The sequence below is a fragment of the Maritalea sp. YIW29 genome (genome assembly GCF_057219265.1).
Map to the genome: position 1 here is coordinate 658,115 of NZ_JBXVVF010000001.1, position 20,075 is coordinate 678,189.

Genomic DNA, 20,075 nt, shown 5'->3' on the forward strand with positions numbered 1-20,075 from the left:
CTTGATCACAGCAATTGGCGCAATGGCTCTTCAATGCGCGCGGCAATTCCATCAATCACCGCCAAAGCGATGTGGTGGTCTAATTTCGATTGAGCAAATTCGAGCGTTAGCTCAAACATGTCAGCGTTAGAGGCCAAACAAAGCGTCGTTTCACCATCCACTGATAGTCGCACCTTGGTAATTCGGCTGCCCCGCAAGTCAACGATAACGAAGTCAGGCACAAGAGTGGCTTGTGGAACAATGCTGGACATTGGCCCTTGATCAGGGTCGGTGAAATACAGCGTTTCGGCGGCCGGCGCATGTTCCACACCGATATTTACGGTTGCCACTTTCAACTGCTCGCGCAAGCTTGCTGCCGCGAAGGCTGCAAGTACAACCGACATTGATACGCGACCCGACAACACTTCTTCAAATTGAACAAAGGCGAGGGCAGATACTTGGGCAGAAATGCTACTGGTTTGATAAATTGTTGCATTTTGATGCGGTATCTTAGGGGCAATTTTTTCCAAATCAGCAACATGAAATGGCTGTTGAACCCGTTGTTTGACGAGGCTGTTCAAATCCAACCCGCGTTCAATTGCCAATCGTTTGGTCTTCGGTGATGCGAGAATGATGCCCCTGGACGGTTGAGAAGTTACAGCCAAGTCTTTTTTTGACGGTTTCAATTCAGGAGCTACAGTTTTAGCCTTCGGAGCGATTTTTTTACGTGCTGGAGGGCGGGTTTGAACATTCGTGTTGTCTGGTTTATTTGCGGTGATAACGGCTATGACATCGCCGACCGGTGCTTCTTCGCCTGCTTGCGTATAAATGGCACCAACATAACCACCAGCACTGGCTTCAACTTCAACTGTGCTTTTGTCGGTCTCGACTTCAAAAAGCACGTCGCCAGAGGCTATCGCATCACCTAACGACTTGCGCCAAGCAACCACCAATCCCGTTTCCTGCGCCATGCCTAACGCTGGCATAATGACATTGTGACCTTCAGGTTCTATTTGAAATTCAGCTTCCTTGGCTGTCCCATCACTTTTGACAGGTGCATCGTCATTTTGTGTTTCTGAAATCACAGCGATCACATCGCCGACCGGCACTTCGTCACCGGCCGCATGTGTAACTTTGGTCAAAAATCCGCTATTGGCGGCTTCAACTTCCATGGTCGCCTTGTCTGTTTCAATTTCAAACAAAACATCACCTTCAAGAACTTCATCGCCAGCCACTTTGTGCCATGCCACCAAGAGGCCAGTATCTTGTGCCATACCCAGTGCCGGCATGATCACATCATGAGGCATTGAGCATCTCCCGGTTCATCAGGCGACGCGCAACATCAGCTACACCGGCGGCTGTGGGTACCGTGATATCTTCAAGAGCCGGAGAAAATGGCACTGGCACATCCATCGCACCCATCCGAATAACGGGGGCATCCAAATGGTAAAATGCTTTCTCGTTGATTCTGCTGGCAATTTCTCCAGTGACACCGTAACTCTGGTGGCCTTCATCAACCACGATAACGCGTGACGTCTTCTTGGCGGACGCAACAAGCGTCTCCTCGTCTAGTGGAACAATTGTGCGCGGATCAATTACTTCGGCCTCTATGCCCTCGGCGGCGAGTTGCTCTGCCGCTGCTTGGCATATCTGCACCATTGAAGACGTGCCGATCAGGGTGATATCGCTTCCTGCACGAAGAATATTTGCCTCCCCAAAGGGGATTAAATATTCTTCTTCGGGCACTGGGGCCTTATCGTTGTACATCAATTTGTCTTCGAAAATGACGACCGGATTATTATCCCTAATCGCAGTTTTCATCAGGCCTTTTGCTTCATAGGCCGAGCTTGGCATCGCAACTTTAAGGCCCGGAATGTGGGCCACGAGCGCGTGCAATGATTGGGAATGCTGCGCGGCGGATCGGCGCGTAGCGCCCAAATTCGTGCGCAATACAAGCGGAACATTAAGTTTCCCACCAGACATGTAATGGGTTTTGGCAGCCTGATTGCACAGCTGGTCCATAATGAGGAAGATGAAGTCGCCAAACATCAGGTCAACAATGGGCCGGGTTCCGGTCATTGCCGCCCCTACGGCCAAACCCATAAACCCAGGTTCTGCGATGGGCGTATCAACAACACGCTCCGTGCCAAACTCTTCAACTAGACCAGATAAAACCTTAAATGGCGTGCCAGCTTCTGCAACGTCCTCGCCAATGATAAATGTTGTTGAATCACGGCGCATTTCTTCGGCAATTGCTTCGTTCACGGCTTGAGATAGGGTGATTTCTCTCATGTCATCTCCTCAAGCGTTCGATGCAAAAACATGCATATCGACTTCGCTAACATCGGGGTATTTCGCGTTTAGGGCGTATTCGACGGCAGCTTTGGCTTCGTCTGCGATTTCAGATTTGATCGATTGCAGCTCGTCGGCGTTTGCAATGCCTTGCTCGTTCAACCAACGGCCCATTTTCTCAATTGGGTCACGTTCATTTTTCCAAATCGCTTCTTCGTCTTTTGAACGGTAATATTCGCGATTGATATCGCCGACATGGTGGCCGTGATATCTGTAAGTCATCAGTTCAATGAAGAACGGGCCTTCGCCTTTTCGGGCACGTGCCACGAGCTTTTGCGCGAGATCATTCACCGCAAGAACGTCTTGCCCATCAACTTGGTGGGCCTCGATGCCAAAGGCTTCAGCGCGACCGGTTATCGACCCGGCGGCAATTTCATCTGTTTTTGTATACTCTGAATAGCCATTATTTTCACATGCATAGATCACAGGCAGTTTCCAAAGGGCGGCCATATTCATGACCTCATACATCAGCCCCTGTGCGGTGGCGCCGTCGCCGAAAAAGCATACAGTCACGTCATCCGTACCAAGTCTTTTGGCTGTGAAGGCCGCGCCCGTCGCGATGCCCATTGAGCCACCAACAATAGCGTTGGCACCCAAATTTCCGTGGCTTTGATCTGCAATGTGCATCGAGCCGCCTTTGCCACGGCAATAGCCTTCTTCTTTGCCCAGAAGTTCGCAAAACATTTCTTTGAAATTTGCACCCTTCGCGACGCAGTGCCCATGACCCCGGTGGGTTGAAGTGATTTTGTCGCTATCCGTTAATGCCTCGCAAATGCCAACGGCAACCGCTTCTTCGCCCGAATACATGTGGGTCAAGCCTGGCATTTTGGCAGATAAATAGAGTTGATTTGCATTGTCCTCAAACGACCTAATGCGCACCATTTGCCTGTACATGCGCATATAGTCTTCGGAGTTGGTTTTTGGTTTTTTACGCGCGGCCATTTCGTGCATTTCCTTCATCTGGGCCCGCCCAATTGGCGAACCCAGTTCAATTCAATTTAATATCGGTGGGAAATTGGCAGGTCTTGTGCCGGGAACAGGGAGATCACCTGACATCCTGTATCTGTCACGACCACCTCTTCTTCAATTCTGGCGGCAGAATAGCCATCGGTTGCCGGGCAATATGTTTCAAGCGCAAACACCATCCCTGTTTGAATTTCCATTGGATTATCCAAACTCACTGCCCGCGAAATGATGGGCCGTTCATGCAGTGCAAGACCTAATCCATGTCCAAATTGCAGGCCAAACGCGCTGAGTTCGTCCGGGAAGCCAAATTCTTCAGCTTTTGGCCAAAGCTTAGCGACTTGATCGGTGGTGACGCCGGGTTTAATTGCAGCGATCGACGCATCAATCCACTCACGCGCTTTCACATAAGCGTCGTTTTGCGCTGGCGTGGAGAAGCCGACATTGAATGTGCGGTAATAGCAGGTGCGATAGCCTTGGTAGCTTTGCAAGATATCGAAGAATGCTTGGTCGCCCGGCCTGATCAAACGGTCCGTAAAATTGTGCGGGTGCGGGTTGCAGCGTTCGCCGGAAATGGCATTAATCGCTTCAACGTCGTCCGAGCCCATTTCGTAGAGCATCTTATTAGACATGGCGACGATGTCATTCTCGCGCACGCCAGGTTTCAGCTCTTCATAGATCATGTGATAAACGCCATCGACCATGGCAGCTGCTTGGTTGAGGAGTTGGATTTCGTCAATATTCTTGATCTCACGCGCACTCAACATCACTTGCTGACCGTCAACAACGTTCAGACCAGCTTCTTGCAGTGCAAAGAACATGGCGGTTTCTGCGTAATCCACGCCCACTGGCATACCTGCCATGCCTGCCTTTTTGATTAGGCCAGCAATTTCTTCGGCATAGCGTTTCATTAAACCAAAGCTTGGCGGAATTGTGCCACGCATGCCAACAACACCGGGCAACATGCGCTCTGGATCAAGCCAATCGCAATAGTCGCGGTGGTGGACGGCGGCAGAACCGAAGTCCCAAACATAAGGCTCGTCATCTCCCGCCAATAGGCAGAAGCGGCACATCTTGTCGCGTTCCCACTCACCAATTTTGGTGCCTGAAACGTAGCGGATATTGTTGACGTCAAACATCAACATGGAGCCAAGGTTCGATTTTTTAAGGGCGTCTTTTGCGCGGGATAGGCGGTAGCGACGCAGTCGATCGTGGTCAACCCGGCGTTCAAAATCTACCGCAGTATGGCCGGAAGAGGGTATGTGTTTGTCCCAACGCCAATTCGGGTCGATATCACCGGGCTGCAAAATTCGCGGGTTCAGCGCATTTGTGGGTTGGTTTGTCATGAAGCCTCCGTGCGCAAGATCGCCCCGCGCGAAATAATAATGAGTGAGAATAGGTCGCGTGCACGAAGTGGCATTATTGGATGCACCAACCGCCATCGATATGAATCATCTGGCCGGTCATGTAATCGCTGTCGTCACTCGCCAAAAATGAAGCCGTTCCAACAATGTCTTTGGGATAAGAAACGCGCTTGATCACCAAGTCGTTTTCAGCGATGTCCTCATATGCTTGACCCGCTTTTTCCTTGAAGCCGATATCTATGAGATCTTTGTCCAATTGCTCCCAAAGCGGGGTAACAACAACACCAGGCGCATAGCCGTTTACCGTAATATTGTGTTCAGCCAAGCTTACCGCACCGCAATGCGTTAGCGCCAAACAGCCATATTTGGAGGTGCAATAAACTGTCACATCAATAAGTGGTTTGCGTGAAGCGATTGAGCCAACATTTATGAGCTTATAGGGGTGATCTTCCATAGGGCCCTGCGCAATCATTTGGCGCGCAGTTTCTTGCATACCAAGCCACATCGCCTTGGTATTAACGTTCATGATCATGTCCCAATTGTCTTCGTCAATATCCATGAAAAAACGTGGTTTGTTCATGCCGGCATTGAACAGCCCGACATTAATCGACCCAAAAGCTTCGACCGTTGCGGCAACTGCGGCGGCATTGTCTTCTCGGCTTGTCACATCCATTTTCAAGGCAATGGCTTTACCATTACCTGCACTATTGATGCTTTCTGCAACAGCGTTCGCCTCATCTAGGTCCAAATCGCCAATGCAAATATTTGCGCCCTGGCTGGCAAAGCTTTGTGCATTTGCAGCGCCAATCCCTTTGGCTGCGCCTGTAATCAAAATGTTTTTGCCTGATAGTCGTTTGGGGTCCATGATTTCCTCCTAATTGCCGCACATAGGCTTCAGTATTTTATTCGTATTTGGCGGCACAGATCTGAACCGCAATGATGGTCAATACCCAAACGCCTTCGAAAAAATCGCATGGCCAAATTGGACAATTTGCTTTGTGAAATCAGGCTATTTGCATCGTGCAGGGAGTTAAATTGCCGTTTTGTCCACTTTGGACAATGGATAGCATTTCTTAGACAAACTCATCCGGGAACCGGCAAAAAAATCACGTTAGCTGCCTGAGATGGAGGGACACCCGCTTCATAAGCTTGAAGTCGGTTTACGGCAAAATAAATTTGAGCAAGGGGAGGCGAACGCAGTTAACTGCACGCGACTTACTTATATCTTCCCCGCTGGCGCATCAGGCCGTCCACTCGATTTTGAGTGTTTGTCAAAGCATCTTTGACCGAATTGTCCCCGAGCAACGCAGTATGCATTTCTTCGCCAACAATTGTGATTATTTCTGTAATTTCGGGTACTGGCGGCCGAGGCCACATTTGGAGGACATCAAATCTCGCCATTTCGTCCACAATGGATATTAGGGGCGATATTTTTTGAACCTCGGGGTCAAGGCTGACGCTAAACCGAGGACTGACAAGACTTCCATTCTCAATGTAGAGCTTTACTGACTGAGCTGATGTGAGCGATGACAATGCCGCCCAAACAGGTTCGATACGTTCCGGTGCGATATTGGACGGCATGGCAAGGGCGTAGCCACCCAATGGTGCAATCGGACGACCTTTGGGGCCGCACGGATGGGGCAAATATTCCGTATTTCCAAAGGCAGGTGATTTTGGATCGCGCTCAAATAGCGATGCGAGAAGTGTTGCACTATAGGCCATCGCTGCTTCGCCTTTGGCGTAACATTTTGCCCGCTCATACCAAGACATACTCAAAATGCCACGTGGGGAAAAATCGAGCAGTTCGCGAAGATATTCAGCAGTTTGAAATGCTTCGGGCGATAAGAACATCGGGCGAAACTCTTCGCCGCGTACAGTTTCGCCATCAAAGCCGCTCGCCGTTCGGCGAAGGTTCAATATCGGTTGGCCAAATGCTGCACATACAAACAAAAATGAATGACCGAGTGGCGTGCCGCGTGCCGCGTTCCAAGCGATCCCCGCCATACCCCGAAATGGATCATGGATGGCCTTAGCAACTTCCAATGTTTCCTCAATCGTGCGTGGCGGTCGCAGATTGTATTTTTCCAGCGCATCCCGTCGGCAAACCAGCAATTCAGGCGTTGTCTGTACCGGAACCCCATACTGAATGCCCTTGTGGCGAGCGCTCGCAATTGCTTCGGGGTGAAAGTCCGCAGTGTCAAAATTAGTGGATTGAATGAGATCATCAATTGGTAGAAAACGGCCTGCTTCTGCCATTTCGCCGAACCAAGGTAAGTCGCAGGCAACAATGTCATAGGAAGACACTTTTGCTTCTGCGTTTTCCAAGATTTCATCTCGGAGACGGTCAATCGAAAGCGCCCGGCTCTTAATGCCCACACCAAAAATGCTTTCAAATTGCTTCTTTAGAACATGCATTGCCATAAAGGTTGGATCAGCATGCACGAGTAGTCGCAGATCATTCCTTAGGTCCAGTTTGGCTGACATAATGGAAGGTGGCGGCAACACGTTGCCGCTTGCATAGGAAGCGCCAAAAAAATACTCGTTTTTGCGGCCACCGTCTTCATCTTCAATGTCGAATGTGTTTCCAAGTACTGCCTGCATTCTTCTGGCAAGTTCCTGCCATTCCGACACGAGTTTTTCTGTTGGGTGAAGTGAAAATGACTTGCCAGTCACTGTCCGCTGACGTCTAGCGATTAGCCCACGCTCTTCAATGGAGGTTAGGGCCCGCACACCGGTCCCATAGGTCAAACCGGAAGATGCGATAAGCGAAGTGCTTGTTGTTGGCTTGCCGTTCAGGTGGTTCTTCAACAATGTCGATAGGATCCGGATCTCGCTATAACCGCGCTTAACGGATAAGGAACGTTCCGTTTCAAGTTCCAGCTGTTCGATAAATTCAACGAAGCGTTCAAGCTGTTGGTTGGAAACACCAAAACTATGATTCCGGTCAGCCGTTTCGTACGGCCCTTCAGGCTTTTCTTTTGAGCTCTTTGGGGTCTGGCGGCGCCATGCACCGCCATACTTGTTCGTTGACAAAGACCACTCCTGGAAAGATTTAACTATGCCACATCATCCAAAATCACAGTACCTGACTAAAGCATGCTGTGGCCGACCAATTCAAACGTTTTGCCGAGCGGCCCATGCCGCCTTTCGTTTTAGCAGCGACGATTTTCGTCGCTCAACATCTGTCAACACCTGCTGTCTTCGCTGATATTCGTCAAATTTTCGGCTGCCCGTCTGGAATGTAATCACGACCATCAAGAGAACGCCAAGATAGAGTTGAACCATGAAAGCTGGGGTTACATTAAACACCAGCCCCGTGTTGAGGAAGTTGACGGTTAGCGTGCCGATTGCCGCGCCGATGACGCCGCCTTTGCCCCCAGCGATTGAAGCGCCACCAATAAAGGCAGCAACGGTGCCCGCAAGTAACAAATATTGCAAACCAAGTGCTTGGGCCGTGCCAGAACGCAGGCCAATGATACAGCCGCCCAAACCAGCACAAAAACCAGATATTGCGAATACAATCACCATCGGCCTTTTTAGATTGACCCCGGCTGCGATCGCCTCTTTTCGCGCACCACCAATTGCATAAATTTCACGTCCATATTTGGTGAAGGACATAAACAATCCAACAGCGACAAACATCGCGATGACCAGCAGGCTAGCGGGTGAGAAGAACGTCAGCATCTTTGTTGAGATAAAGTCAGGTACGCTGAAATCTGTCAGCATCACTGTTTTTTCTTCGGCGGCGAACAGCGCGACACCGCGCAAAAGCATCAGCGTTCCCACCGTCAAAACTATGGCGCGGACCTTTAGATGGGCGATAAAATATCCTTGGATAATCCCGATCCCCGTCGAGATGGCAACAGCCAAAAACAATGACGGCACCGCGCCTATACTGTCTGTAAATCGAACCACGAAAACGGCTGCTAACGCAGCGTTAGAGCCAATTGAAAGATCGATCTCTCCGGCGATAATGCAAAGAGTGAGGGCAAGGCCAACAAGCCCGAGCACCGCAAACCGCTCCATTATGGCGTAGCCTGTACGCTGTGTCGGAAACAATTCGTTGGTGAATGCAAAATAGCCGTACACGCAAACCATTAGCAGAATTGCAAATGCTAGATCGTGGTTTTCAATAATCCAATGTTTTAGCTTGTTCATTGTTTTCCCCGATCTCAAGATCTTTTGCCGCGCTGCACAAGCGCAAAGACAATAATTGAAGTCACGATCATCAAGCCCACGGCAAGCACTCGTGGCCCAGAATTAAAGCCATGCAGCACCATCATATTGTCGACCGTAGCGATAAACACGGCACCAAGGCTGGTTCTGATCGATGAACCGAACCCACCCATAATTGAGTTGCCACCCACCATAACGGTGGCAATCACCATCATTGTCATATCGCCAGATGATCCGAATTCTGACGAGAAATAATTCACGTGGGCACTGGATACCTGCGCTGAAAAAGCAATCGCGACAAAGGCCGCGCAAACCGAAGCAATGGTGCAGGTTTTAATCGCCATGGCGAAATTCTCATGGCCTGTGGCCTTACCCGCCGCCCGGTTTGCGCCAATGAGATAAACCTGCCGTCCAAAATTTGTGTAGCGAAGTGTGAGTTCGGCAATGATAGCAATAAGAATAAATGCAACGGTGATATTGGGGAGCCCAAAGATGGAACCGGACCCTAGCCACTCGGCGCCGTGTGGTCGCCTAAACGAGACAACCAAATTGTCGCTCCAGTAAGACCCCAATCCGAAAAGCAGACCGGCAGCGCCTAGCGTCACAACGATGGGATTTGCGCCTAAGCCAATCAACAAGCCCTGGGCAACTCCCGCCAATACTGCAACACCCATAGTGAACAGGAACGATATTTCAAAACCGTAGCCAGCCGCCATAGAAGTGGCGAACGCGATGATACATAGCGCCGCTGTTTCTTTGATCGAAAGCAAAAAGAAATTGCCCGACAAAGTCACAAAAGTCAGGCCAATGGCCATAATGCCAACAAGTGCTGCGTCTCGAATAATCGTCTTCACATTGAAAACTGTGAGGAAATTTGGCGCGGTCGCCATGCCGAAAATGAGTGCTGCAATGAACACGATAACCAGGCCAATTACGGCAGGCGAATAGTCCTGCAACACACGGTTGAGAATACTGTCTGTTCTTTGGCGAATGGATTGAGTGGTCATTGGGCCGCCTCCACATTTTTGGACTCGTCCCCGAAAGGATGTGTGATGAGTTGAAGAATGCTCGATGCATTAATGTCGTCGAGTTGCAGTTCGCCCACTTGCAGACCACGGTAAAATCCAATCACCCTATCTGACAGCCCGGCAACTTCTTGAATGTCTGTGGAAGCGAAAATCACAGCGGCGCCATCGCTCGCCAGATCACGCAATTTTTGATAAATCTCAGCGCGAGCACCAACATCAACCCCGCGTGTTGGCTCATTCACCAGAATAATGTTTGGGTTGATCGCCATCCATTTCCCAAGCGCGACCTTTTGCTGGTTGCCGCCAGAAAGCACACCAGCCTCGGACTTTAGCCGCTGCAAGTCCACGGTGAACTTTTCCGCGTTCTTTAACACCAGGTCATGCTCTGCACTGTGGTTCAAAAAACCCAATTTCGAAACGGCACGCAAGGCGGGAGAGGTCATGTTCTCGATGATCGAGCGCCCTAAAAATAGGCCATCATGTTTGCGATCATCGGAACAATAGGCAATGCCTGCTTTAATCGCTTCGGTAGGTGTTTCCGGCAAAAAGGTGCGCCCACGGTAGACAATTTGACCGGACTGGCACTTTTTTGCTCCCGCGATTGCCGCAATCACATCGCCTGACCCACTGCCGAGCTGCCCAGCAAGTCCTAAGATCTCGCCGGGATAGACGGCAAAATTGAACGGCTCTAGCGTTCCATCGGGCCATAAATCGAGCACTTCCAACAACGGGGTGTCTCGCTTACCCTCAAAATGGGTTGGGAACATATTGTTGAGTTCGCGCCCTAGCATTAGTTCCACAAGTTTTGGAACATCTAATGCGGCTGCAGACTTAACTGGCTGACTTTCGCCGTCGCGTAAAACTGTAATGCGATCACATATCTCAAAGATTTCGTCCATGCGATGGCTGACGTAAATTATTGACTTCCCGCGCTCAGCGAGTTTTTTAACCATCGCCAGAATTCGGATGCTGTCACTTTCACCAAGCGCAGCGGTAGGCTCATCCAAAATGAGCACTTGTGGTTCTTGCGCCAGCAAGCGCGCAACTTCAGCCAGTTGCTGCTCCCCAACTGACAAACGGCTAACGGCCATTGTGGGGTCCACGTCACCCAAGCCAACTTCATCCAAAAATGGCTTCGCTTTTTTTGCGAGCAGCTTTTTTGTGGAGAATGCTGGAACATTGTCGCCAGATAAAAAGATGTTTTCTGCAACGCTCATTGTTGGTATCAGGCTCAGCTCTTGTTGAGCGATCGCAATACCTGCGCGTTCTGCCTTCCCCGCATGGGCAAACCGTATACTGTTGCCATTGAGTTGATAGTCACCGTTATAGCCATCATCAAACCCACTAATGATCTTTACGAGGGTCGATTTGCCGGCACCATTTTCGCCAACAAGTCCCATGACTTCGCCGGCGTTTATTTCGAAATCCACGCCTCTAAGCGCTTTAATTGCACCGTAGGAACGCTCAATATTTGATAGTTTCAATAGTGGCTTCATCGCGCAACACCTACTTCATGTATTATGTCGCCGAGAGGATTTCCCGGCGACATAGGTCTAAGTTTCATTGAGGACTATTAGCCGCCCCAAGCGCCTGAACAAAGCTCATCAATGCCATAGAGCTTGCCATCAAAGCCACGCAACGCCACTGTTTCAAGGTTGTCCAATGTCACTGCAGGGTTTGGGGTGAAGTTGATATAGTTCGCAAGTTTGCCTGTGGTCAGATATTCTTCAACCATCTTGATTGCGAGCTGACCTTCGTGAAGTGGTGACTGCAATGTCGTACCATATTGCTTGCCTTCTTCGATCAACTGCTTGTCACCGTTACAAACAGTACCAACTGCGATCACTTCCTCGCCCATTTTCATGCCGGCTTCTTCAATCGCTTTAATACCACCGGTCAAAATCGCGTCATCCATGCCATAAACAAAGTCGATGCTTGTATCTTGCAACGCAGCGATCATTTTGGCTGCGCCTTTATAACCGTTTGCTTGGCCGAAACCTTCGTCAACATCGCCGACGATTGTTAGGTCAGTGCCCGAAATCGCTTCTTTAAAGGCGTTGATTGATAACTCATATCCACCGTAAGAGTGAGGATAAGACAGAACCAAGACGTTAAAACCTTCGCCGCCGGCCGCTTTCTTCTTTGCAGCAGCTTGACGCATCATATAGCCCGCATTTCGTGCGCGTAGGCGATCATCAGGTCCAGCGAAGCCAAAGATATATTGCTTGTCTTGCTCGTTCGGCAGTTGATTGATCTTAAGAACTGGAACGCCGGTTTTCGCGAGTGCGCGAAGCGAACCCAAACCAGCAACCGCATCAGAAGGCCACCAGATAAACACATCTGGAAGAACACCAGCTGCTAGAACCTGCTGAACTTGCTGATCTTGTTCAGCTTGGTTGAATTGGTTCTCAAAAACCTGAATATCAAATCCTTTAATTCCGGCGGTTTCCTTAATGCCTTTAATAAAGCGACCAATGTATGCTTCGCCTGCTGGGCCGTTAAACGAAATAATATTGCCTTTCGTCTGCGCTATTGCCGTGCCTGTAAAAGCACCGACAGCAAGACAAGCGGCAATTGCCAGTTGTCCGAATTTCTTAATAACTCGCATGAAAATTCCTCCCTTGATGAATTCGATTAGCCAGCAATTCAATTGGATCGCTAACTCAATCAAACTCCCAAAAACAACTCGCATCACGATACACCAAATTTATCCAGATTGGATAATGGCTTTCCAAATTGGACAAATCTGTAAATTACGGATCGCATAATTGAACGCGTTGAAGCGAACGCTCGGCGGTGGTTAGGTGGAAAAATCGAGCAATTGAGTCAGATGGGACTATAATTCAAAAATCGCCAAAGGTCCGCTTTCGAAGGCGGCCGACACTCCCGGTCCAAACCTGCCGTTGTCAGCAATAGAAACTGAATCTCCAGTCTTCTACAAAGCAGCCATTCAGAGCCCAGATGACCTAACAGCGACATCGAATTTTCTCTCTACGTATATTTGCCTGAGAAAAATTTGATGGTTTAGAATTCTCGCCCTAACCAAATCCTCGCAATCTGTTCCATCAGAGCCGAAGGCCGAACAACTACATTTTGAAAGTTTAATTAAACTTATTGACTTAAAGAAAGTTTTATTACTTAATTCAACCAGCGTCTGTGGGAGGAGGCATACTAGGAACACAGCAAATGTGTGCTTGGGCAGCTCGCTAATCTGAATTCGGCGTGTATCGCGACGTTTCTTTGCCGTTTCATCGGCAAGGTAAGTACAGCGCATGCCCCCGAGAGTAGTGAGCAAATCAATTTCCGAAACATCAAATTAACAAAAGGACGAATCTAATGCGCTATACGACTAAGAATAAACTTCTGTCAGGAACGGCGCTAATCGCGGCCTGTCTCTTGTCCAGTGTTGCTATTGCACAAAACGCAACGATCGCCTTTTCCGCAGACGAGCTGGGTGCAACCTCTTATGATCCGATTAGAGCCAGCAATCTTAACTCTGCCGCTTCGCTGATCTATGATCGGCTGGTCGAACAGGATGCCGACCAATCCTACCATCCTCATTTGGCAACATCATGGGATGAAAGTGCGGACGGCATGTCCTGGACATTCCACCTAAAAGATGGCGTCACTTTCCACGACGGCACAGCATTTAATGCGCAATCAGTTGCTGACTGGATTCCTGACTTTGCTGACACGGACAATGCCTACCTTGTGGGCGCAGTTGCTTCAGTTGAGGTGATCGATGACCTAACAGTACGTTTCGTTATGTCGCGGCCCGAGCCAAACTTTTTGTACAATTTGTCCTCTACATTTATGGGTATACCGGGCGCAGCGGCTTACGACACGTTGGGTGAAGACTTCGGCGTGACTGGAGCCGTGGGCACTGGCCCATTCAAGTTTGAGAAATTCGACATTGGTCTTGAAACCGTCTTAGTACGTAATGATGACTACGCTTGGGCATCCGATCTGTCAGAAAATCAAGGTGCTGCCAAAATCGAAAGCATCACGTTCCGTGAAATTCCTGACCAATCAACTGCATTTTTGGAGTTGAAAACTGGCGGAATTGATATGCTTTTGGGCGTACCAACAGACTTTCTGCAGATCCTAAAAGCGGAAAGCAACGTTGCCGTCATTCAAATGCCGGGTACCGGCATCTATTACATGCCGATCAATGTCACCGCGCCACCATTTGATGACATCAAAGTTCGTCAGGCCACTGGGCTTGCCGTGAATCAGGAGGCTATTGTGGCTTCGATTTACAACGGTGTTGGTGCTGCGGCGCATAACTTCTTGATTTCATCGCTTCCTGAAGCAAAAGTCGATCCTGCACTAAATGTTTCTTATGATCTAGAAAAAGCAAATGCTCTGCTGGATGAAGCAGGTTGGGTCAAAGGCGACGGTGCGGTGCGCTCAAAAGACGGCGAGCCTTTGAAGGTCAAATTGTTCACCCAAAATGGCACTGAGTTCACATCCCTAACGCAAGTTATTCAAGCACAATTGGCTGACATTGGCATGGAAGCTGTTGTCACCGTGTTTGATAGCTCCACTATTAGGGATGAGTATAAAGAAAACCGTCATCAGTTGGCCGTTCGAAGCTACGACTGGAACAACTCAGACATTTTGGATTGGTTCTTTTCGGGAAAACGTTTGGGATACCCAAATGTGTCCATGTGGAATGATGTTGAAGGACAACGCCTGAATGATGTGGCGATGGAAGACAGCAAAAACTCAGACGAGCGAATTGCTAATTTCAAGGCCTATCATGAGTATGTTTTGTCACAACATCTCTTTGCGCCAATCTACCAACCTACGAAAAACATCGCCTACAATAAGGACCGGGTAAACGTACCTGAGCAAGTGCGCGGCACACGTTTCCGCTCACAAACTGTCCTTGATATGACAATGGTCGAATAACCAAAAACCACTGCAGTGCCCATCCCCTAAGGGGGTGGGCATTTTCGACGAATTGGAAGGCCTGCGAATGCTTTTGCGATACATTTTCTTTCGAGTGCTGATGCTTATTCCGGTCTCGATTTCAATCTCCGTCGTGATTTTCATGATCGTGCATCTACTGCCAGGAGATCCCATTGACAATTTGATCCGCATTGGTTCGTCACCGGGTGATCGAGCATTATTGGTCACGAAATATGGATTAGATCAGCCACTTTTCACGCAGTATTTCCGGTGGATGGGGGCTATGTTTCAAGGCGATTTTGGCCAAGCCATTGTATTACGGCGACCAGTTGCTGACCTAATTTCACAAAACTTGCCGTTCAGTCTTACTCTTGGGGCGCTGGCCTTCGCATTCTCCAGCATTGTGGGCATAATCCTTGGTACAATTTCGGCAACCACACGCTCGGCCATAGTTGAGCAGGTTGTCCGTGGTTTCATTCTACTTGGATCTACGGTTCCTGGATTTTGGCTCGCGCTCTTGATGATTTTGTTTTTTGCCGTTCAGCTACAATGGTTTCCGGTTTCGGGCGCAAAGGGTTGGGACTCGCTTGTTCTACCGGTGCTCACAATTGGTTTCGGTGGCGTAGCGCTGGTGGCAAGAGTTACACGCGTCGCACTTATGGACGTGCGACGAGAGGATTTCGTGATGCTTCTGCATGCGAAGGGCCTTTCAGCGACTACCATTTTATTCCGGCATTTGATGCCACACGCGTTGTTGCCTGTGGTCACGATCTTGGCTTTGCGTATCGGTTGGATCCTAGGCGGTGCCGTGACCGTAGAGTTTGTATTTGGGCGTCCCGGGCTTGGTTCGCTTTTGATCCGAGCGCTTGGGCAACGGGATTATCCAGTAGTGCAGGGGTGCCTGTTGATGTTGGCTCTGGCTGTGATGCTAGGCACGTTGATTGGTGATGTGGCGCAAGCCGCAATGGATCCGCGCATTCGAGAGGCTAAAACATGAGCAGCATTATAAGCATTACTGCACGCGCGTTAAGCGGGCTAAAAAGCACGCCATTGTCGCGAGCCTTCAATTCATGGTTGGGCAAAATCGCTGGCGGCTTTCTAATTCTCTTATTGTTCGCTGCCGTTTTTGCGCCGTGGATTACGCCATACAACTATGCGACGCAGGAGCTGATGAATGGCAACTCGCCGCCTGACTGGCAACACTGGTTGGGAACTGACCAATTTGGCCGTGACGTGCTCAGTCGCGTGATTTATGGCGCCCGCACTTCACTTTCAGTCAGCGTAACTGCGATCACAATTTCAATTGTTGCAGGCATGACTTTGGGCGCAGCTGCCGGGTACTTTGGTGGTATTTTTGAGCGCGTTGTAATGACTGTTGTTGATCTTACTTGGTCGTTTCCAGATATCTTGATCGCCCTAATTTTCGTCGCCATCATTGGGCCGGGTTTAACATCAACAATTTTTGCAATCGCCATCGCCTACTTGGCACAATTCACGCGATTGACCAGGGCGCAAATTGTAAGATTGAAACGTGAGACGTTCATTGAGGCTACCGTCAATTTAGGTGCACCCTCGCATCATATTTTGCTGCGGCACTTGCTGCCCAACGCTATTACGCCAGTAATTGTTGTGGGCATGCTTGCTGTTGGTGACGGCATTGTACTTGAAGCAACGTTGGGATTTTTTGGCCTTGGCGCTCAGCCACCTACACCAAGTTGGGGTGCGATGATGTCGAGCGGAACAGCTCAACTCTTTCTTAGTCCATGGGTCATCATTTTCCCGGGTATGGCTGTGGCAATAACAGTTATTGCGGTGAACTTGTTTGGCGATGAATTGATTAGAGCGCTTGATATCCGCGACCGGATAAAGGGGGCTTGAACATGCTCGAAGTCAAGGACCTTGCAGTCGCGTTTGGCGCGGTAGCCCCACTATCGGGGGTGAATTTCTCACTCGCTAAAGGCGAAACACTCGGGATTGTTGGGGAAAGCGGGTCAGGCAAGTCTCTAACGGCGATGAGCGTAATGGGTCTGTTGCCGATGTTTGGCGGTAGAATTACGGCTGGCTCGATCATGTTTGACGGGCAAGAGCTAACAACATTGGGCGAACGCGAATATTGCAAGATGCGCGGTGGTCGGATCGGCTTGATCACACAAAACCCAATGACCTCGTTGGACCCGTTGAAAAAGATCGGCCCACAAGTAGATGCAGTTGCTGTTTTGCACCTTGGGATGACGGGCGCTGAAGCACGTGCGCGAACCATTGAGATTTTGGGAACGTTACGTATTCCAGAGCCTGCGCTTATATGTGAACGATATCCGCATCAAATGTCTGGCGGGATGAAACAGCGTATTGTTATCGCAATGGCGCTCGCAGCGGACCCGGATTTACTGGTCGCAGATGAACCCACAACAGCACTGGATGTGACAGTGCAGGCACAAATCATTCGATTGCTGGACGATCTGGTCAAGGAGCGAGATTTAGCGCTGGTGCTCATCACCCATGACATGAGTGTTGTTGCACAGACCTGTGACAAAGTGGTCGTTATGTACGCCGGACGCGCAATTGAACATGGGTCAGTCGAAGACATTTTTGACGCGCCTCAACATCCGTACACTCAAGCGCTAATAGGTTGCATACCGCGCGGTCTTAGCGACGATCAAAAGCTCACCTCAATTCCCGGCACCGTGCCGACTGTGCTGAACTATCCAAAAGGTTGCGCGTTCCACCCACGTTGTTCGCGCGCTCAAGACATTTGCACCACAGAATTGCCCGAGTTTAAGCGACACGGCGAAAGCGCTGCGGCTTGTCATTTTGCAGGAGCTGGAACATGAGCAATCTATTGGAAGTGCGAAATTTATCTAAAAAATTCACAAGCTCCGGCGGGGCATTCCGCAAAGCGCGAACCATGCATGCTGTCAACAATGTTTCATTTGATTTGCCAAAGGGGCGTGTCGTTGGAGTTGTTGGTGAAAGTGGTTGCGGTAAATCTACGCTGGCTCGTCTTATCTTGCGTCTTATTGAACCAAGTGAGGGCACACTTAGCTTTGAAGGCGAAGACCTTCGGGCGAAATCTCCAAGCCAAATGCGAGCACTTCGGGCCCATATGCAGATGGTATTTCAGGACCCATACTCAGCCATCGATCCGCGATACACTATTGCACGGGCTGTATTGGAGCCGTTTGTCGTGCAGGGAACAAAGCCAAGCGACGGAGCCGATGCCGAAGTTGAAAAACTGCTGAAAATGGTCGGGCTCAATCACGGCCTTGCGGACCGTTTCCCTCACCAAATTTCTGGCGGACAGAAGCAACGTGTTGGTATAGCGCGTGCGCTAGCATTGCGGCCGTCGCTTCTGGTGCTAGACGAACCCACGGCATCACTTGATGTGTCAGTGCAGGCTCAGATTATCGGCCTGCTGGAAGAGTTGCGTGACGAGTTGGAACTCACCTATCTCTTCATAAGTCACGACCTGAGCCTTGTGCGGTATTTCTGCGACGAAATTCTGGTGATGTATTTGGGGCGTGTTGTTGAGGTGTTGCCAGATACCGATCAGCAGGCGCGTCATCCATATACATCGACACTGATGGATAGCACATTTGTTCCCGACCCCAATCAACGCCGCACAATCAGTCCGCTGGAAGGTGAGGTGCCAAGTCCCTTTGATTTGAAGCCGGGTTGTGCATTTGCCGATCGCTGTCCACACGCGACTTCAATTTGCAGAACACAAACACCTGAATTATCCAAAACTGGTGGCCACGCGGTGGCATGCCACAACCCACTTTAAAGGACTTACCTTGCCCTTGAGAATTCTAACCGCAGAAATTTCGCACGAGACCAACACCTTCAACATCCATCCAACTGATATTCAGGACTTCCAAGATCGTTTTTGGCTCGACGGTCCTTCCGCTTGTGCGGCACGCGGCCAAAACAATACCGAGCTTGCCGGTGTATTAGACGTCAGTCGCGATCATGGATGGGATTTAACCCACACAATAAGTGCGGCGGCAGGTCCCGGCGGTCGGGTCACAGATCGCGCATTTGATTTGCTGTGTGCGCCTCTTTTGGCCGCAGCTGAGGAGGGTGAGTGGGATGGTGCCCTATTAATCTTACACGGGGCAATGATAAGCGCGAGCCATGATGATTGCGAAGGTGAGATGTTGCGTCGACTTCGAGCGGTGGTTGGCCCCGATCTTCCAATTGCCGTTACGCTTGATCCACATGCGAATGTAAGCGTTCAAATGTGCGATTTGGCGCAGATTCTTGTGTCGTTCACCACCTACCCACATGTAGATATTCGCGCTACAGGGCGACGCACCGCCGAACTCCTCCATCGCGCAATGATTGGCGATATTCATCCAATGACCATCCGCGCACATCGTCCGATGCTAGAAGAAGCGAGCGGTGGCCGTACAGATTTGGGGCCAATGATAGACCGGCATGCAATTGCGCGTGCCTATGAGGCTCGAAAAGGCGTTTATGCTATTAGTATCAACGCAGCATTTCCATGTGCGGACACCGCACAGGTTGGCCCAACTGTGTTGGTCACCTGCGAAGATAAAACCGCTGGCGCACGAGAAATTGTTGAGGAAATCGCTGACGACATTTGGGCACGCCGAAGTGAGACATTGAATACCTATCTTAGTGTTGAAGACGCTGCAGCTGCAGCAGCTGGATGGAAGGCTGATGCTGGTCCACTTATAATTGCAGATTACGCGGACAATCCTGGGTCGGGCGCTTATGGAGATTCGACGGCACTGCTGTCCGCTTTGTTACAAGCTGAAATTAGCGATGCGTGTTTCGGTCCCATGATTGACCCCGACGTCGCTGCACAACTTCAATCAGCAGTGGTAGGCGACAGCATCACACTAGAGTTAGGTGGCAAAACTGCTCCCGAGTTTGGCGGTGGGCCGATAAAAGTCACCGGTACGCTTAAATGGTCTGGCGAAGGGCATTTTGTGGGAAGCGGCCCAATATTGGGCGGGCAACAACGAAGCATGGGTGCCACAGCCGTATTGCGGGTGCAGGGAATAGACATTCTTATCATCAGCGTTGCCCAGCAGCTTCTTGATCTGCGCCAATTCGAAACGTTTGGCATTGATCCGAAATCTTGTGGGGTCATTGCGCTGCGGTCTATGCAGCACTTTAGAGCGGCTTTCACTCCGATTGCCGGTCGAATTATCGTTTGTGACAGCGGTGCGTTGTGCACGCTAAACTATGCCAGCATGCCGTATAAATCAGTACCACGGCCAATATATCCATTGGATGAAATGGAATACCAGACAAAGCGCTCTGAGTAGCAGCA

16 protein-coding genes are annotated in these 20,075 nt (G+C 50.0%); 6 read left to right on the forward strand and 10 right to left on the reverse strand.

The window, feature by feature from the left end:
* Positions 1–5: 5 nt before the first annotated feature.
* The 10 genes from AC2D8L_RS03260 to AC2D8L_RS03305 form a co-directional block, all read right to left on the reverse strand.
* Complete coding sequence (locus AC2D8L_RS03260) at positions 6–1,286, reverse strand: biotin/lipoyl-containing protein (RefSeq protein WP_484684019.1); 1,281 nt, start codon at positions 1,284–1,286, stop codon at positions 6–8.
* Positions 1,276–2,271 (reverse strand): alpha-ketoacid dehydrogenase subunit beta, encoded by a 996-nt coding sequence (locus tag AC2D8L_RS03265; protein ID WP_484684020.1) that lies wholly within the window; start codon positions 2,269–2,271, stop codon positions 1,276–1,278. Before AC2D8L_RS03265 ends, AC2D8L_RS03260 begins: the two co-directional genes overlap by 11 nt.
* 9 nt (positions 2,272–2,280) lie before the next feature.
* Entirely contained in the window at positions 2,281–3,273 is a 993-nt protein-coding gene (locus AC2D8L_RS03270) for a thiamine pyrophosphate-dependent dehydrogenase E1 component subunit alpha (RefSeq protein WP_484684021.1), read from the reverse strand.
* A gap of 56 nt (positions 3,274–3,329) precedes the next feature.
* Positions 3,330–4,640, reverse strand: coding sequence for a M24 family metallopeptidase (locus tag AC2D8L_RS03275; protein ID WP_484684022.1), 1,311 nt, complete (start codon positions 4,638–4,640; stop codon positions 3,330–3,332).
* Between the two features lie 73 nt (positions 4,641–4,713).
* Positions 4,714–5,523, reverse strand: a complete 810-nt coding sequence (locus AC2D8L_RS03280; protein WP_484684023.1) for an SDR family NAD(P)-dependent oxidoreductase — start codon at positions 5,521–5,523, stop codon at positions 4,714–4,716.
* A 350-nt stretch (positions 5,524–5,873) separates the two neighbouring features.
* On the reverse strand, positions 5,874–7,691 hold the full coding sequence (locus AC2D8L_RS03285; RefSeq protein ID WP_484684024.1) for an ABC transporter substrate-binding protein: 1,818 nt from the start codon (positions 7,689–7,691) through the stop codon (positions 5,874–5,876).
* 81 nt (positions 7,692–7,772) lie between these two features.
* On the reverse strand, positions 7,773–8,816 hold the full coding sequence (locus tag AC2D8L_RS03290; RefSeq protein WP_484684025.1) for an ABC transporter permease: 1,044 nt from the start codon (positions 8,814–8,816) through the stop codon (positions 7,773–7,775).
* A gap of 14 nt (positions 8,817–8,830) precedes the next feature.
* Positions 8,831–9,841 (reverse strand): ABC transporter permease, encoded by a 1,011-nt coding sequence (locus AC2D8L_RS03295; protein WP_484684026.1) that lies wholly within the window; start codon positions 9,839–9,841, stop codon positions 8,831–8,833.
* Entirely contained in the window at positions 9,838–11,358 is a 1,521-nt protein-coding gene (locus AC2D8L_RS03300; protein ID WP_484684027.1) for a sugar ABC transporter ATP-binding protein, read from the reverse strand. Before AC2D8L_RS03300 ends, AC2D8L_RS03295 begins: the two co-directional genes overlap by 4 nt.
* Before the next feature lie 77 nt (positions 11,359–11,435).
* Positions 11,436–12,470, reverse strand: coding sequence for a sugar ABC transporter substrate-binding protein (locus AC2D8L_RS03305; protein WP_484684028.1), 1,035 nt, complete (start codon positions 12,468–12,470; stop codon positions 11,436–11,438).
* 728 nt (positions 12,471–13,198) lie between these two features.
* On the opposite strand from AC2D8L_RS03305, the gene AC2D8L_RS03310 reads away from it, so the two are divergent.
* From AC2D8L_RS03310 to AC2D8L_RS03335, 6 genes are all read left to right on the forward strand, one after another.
* Complete coding sequence (locus tag AC2D8L_RS03310; protein ID WP_484684029.1) at positions 13,199–14,776, forward strand: ABC transporter substrate-binding protein; 1,578 nt, start codon at positions 13,199–13,201, stop codon at positions 14,774–14,776.
* A gap of 67 nt (positions 14,777–14,843) precedes the next feature.
* The gene (locus AC2D8L_RS03315) at positions 14,844–15,773 is read left to right on the forward strand and encodes an ABC transporter permease (RefSeq protein WP_484684030.1); all 930 of its coding nucleotides are present in this window, start codon (positions 14,844–14,846) and stop codon (positions 15,771–15,773) included.
* Positions 15,770–16,654 (forward strand): ABC transporter permease, encoded by an 885-nt coding sequence (locus AC2D8L_RS03320; protein WP_484684031.1) that lies wholly within the window; start codon positions 15,770–15,772, stop codon positions 16,652–16,654. The genes AC2D8L_RS03315 and AC2D8L_RS03320 overlap by 4 nt, the downstream gene beginning before the upstream one ends.
* Positions 16,655–16,656: 2 nt before the next feature.
* The gene (locus tag AC2D8L_RS03325; RefSeq protein WP_484684032.1) at positions 16,657–17,607 is read left to right on the forward strand and encodes an ABC transporter ATP-binding protein; all 951 of its coding nucleotides are present in this window, start codon (positions 16,657–16,659) and stop codon (positions 17,605–17,607) included.
* Positions 17,604–18,557 (forward strand): ABC transporter ATP-binding protein, encoded by a 954-nt coding sequence (locus tag AC2D8L_RS03330; protein ID WP_484684033.1) that lies wholly within the window; start codon positions 17,604–17,606, stop codon positions 18,555–18,557. The genes AC2D8L_RS03325 and AC2D8L_RS03330 overlap by 4 nt, the downstream gene beginning before the upstream one ends.
* Positions 18,558–18,567: 10 nt before the next feature.
* Positions 18,568–20,070 carry a M81 family metallopeptidase gene (locus AC2D8L_RS03335; protein WP_484684034.1) on the forward strand — a complete coding sequence of 501 codons (1,503 nt, stop codon included), beginning with the start codon at positions 18,568–18,570 and terminating at the stop codon, positions 20,068–20,070.
* Positions 20,071–20,075: the final 5 nt, after the last annotated feature.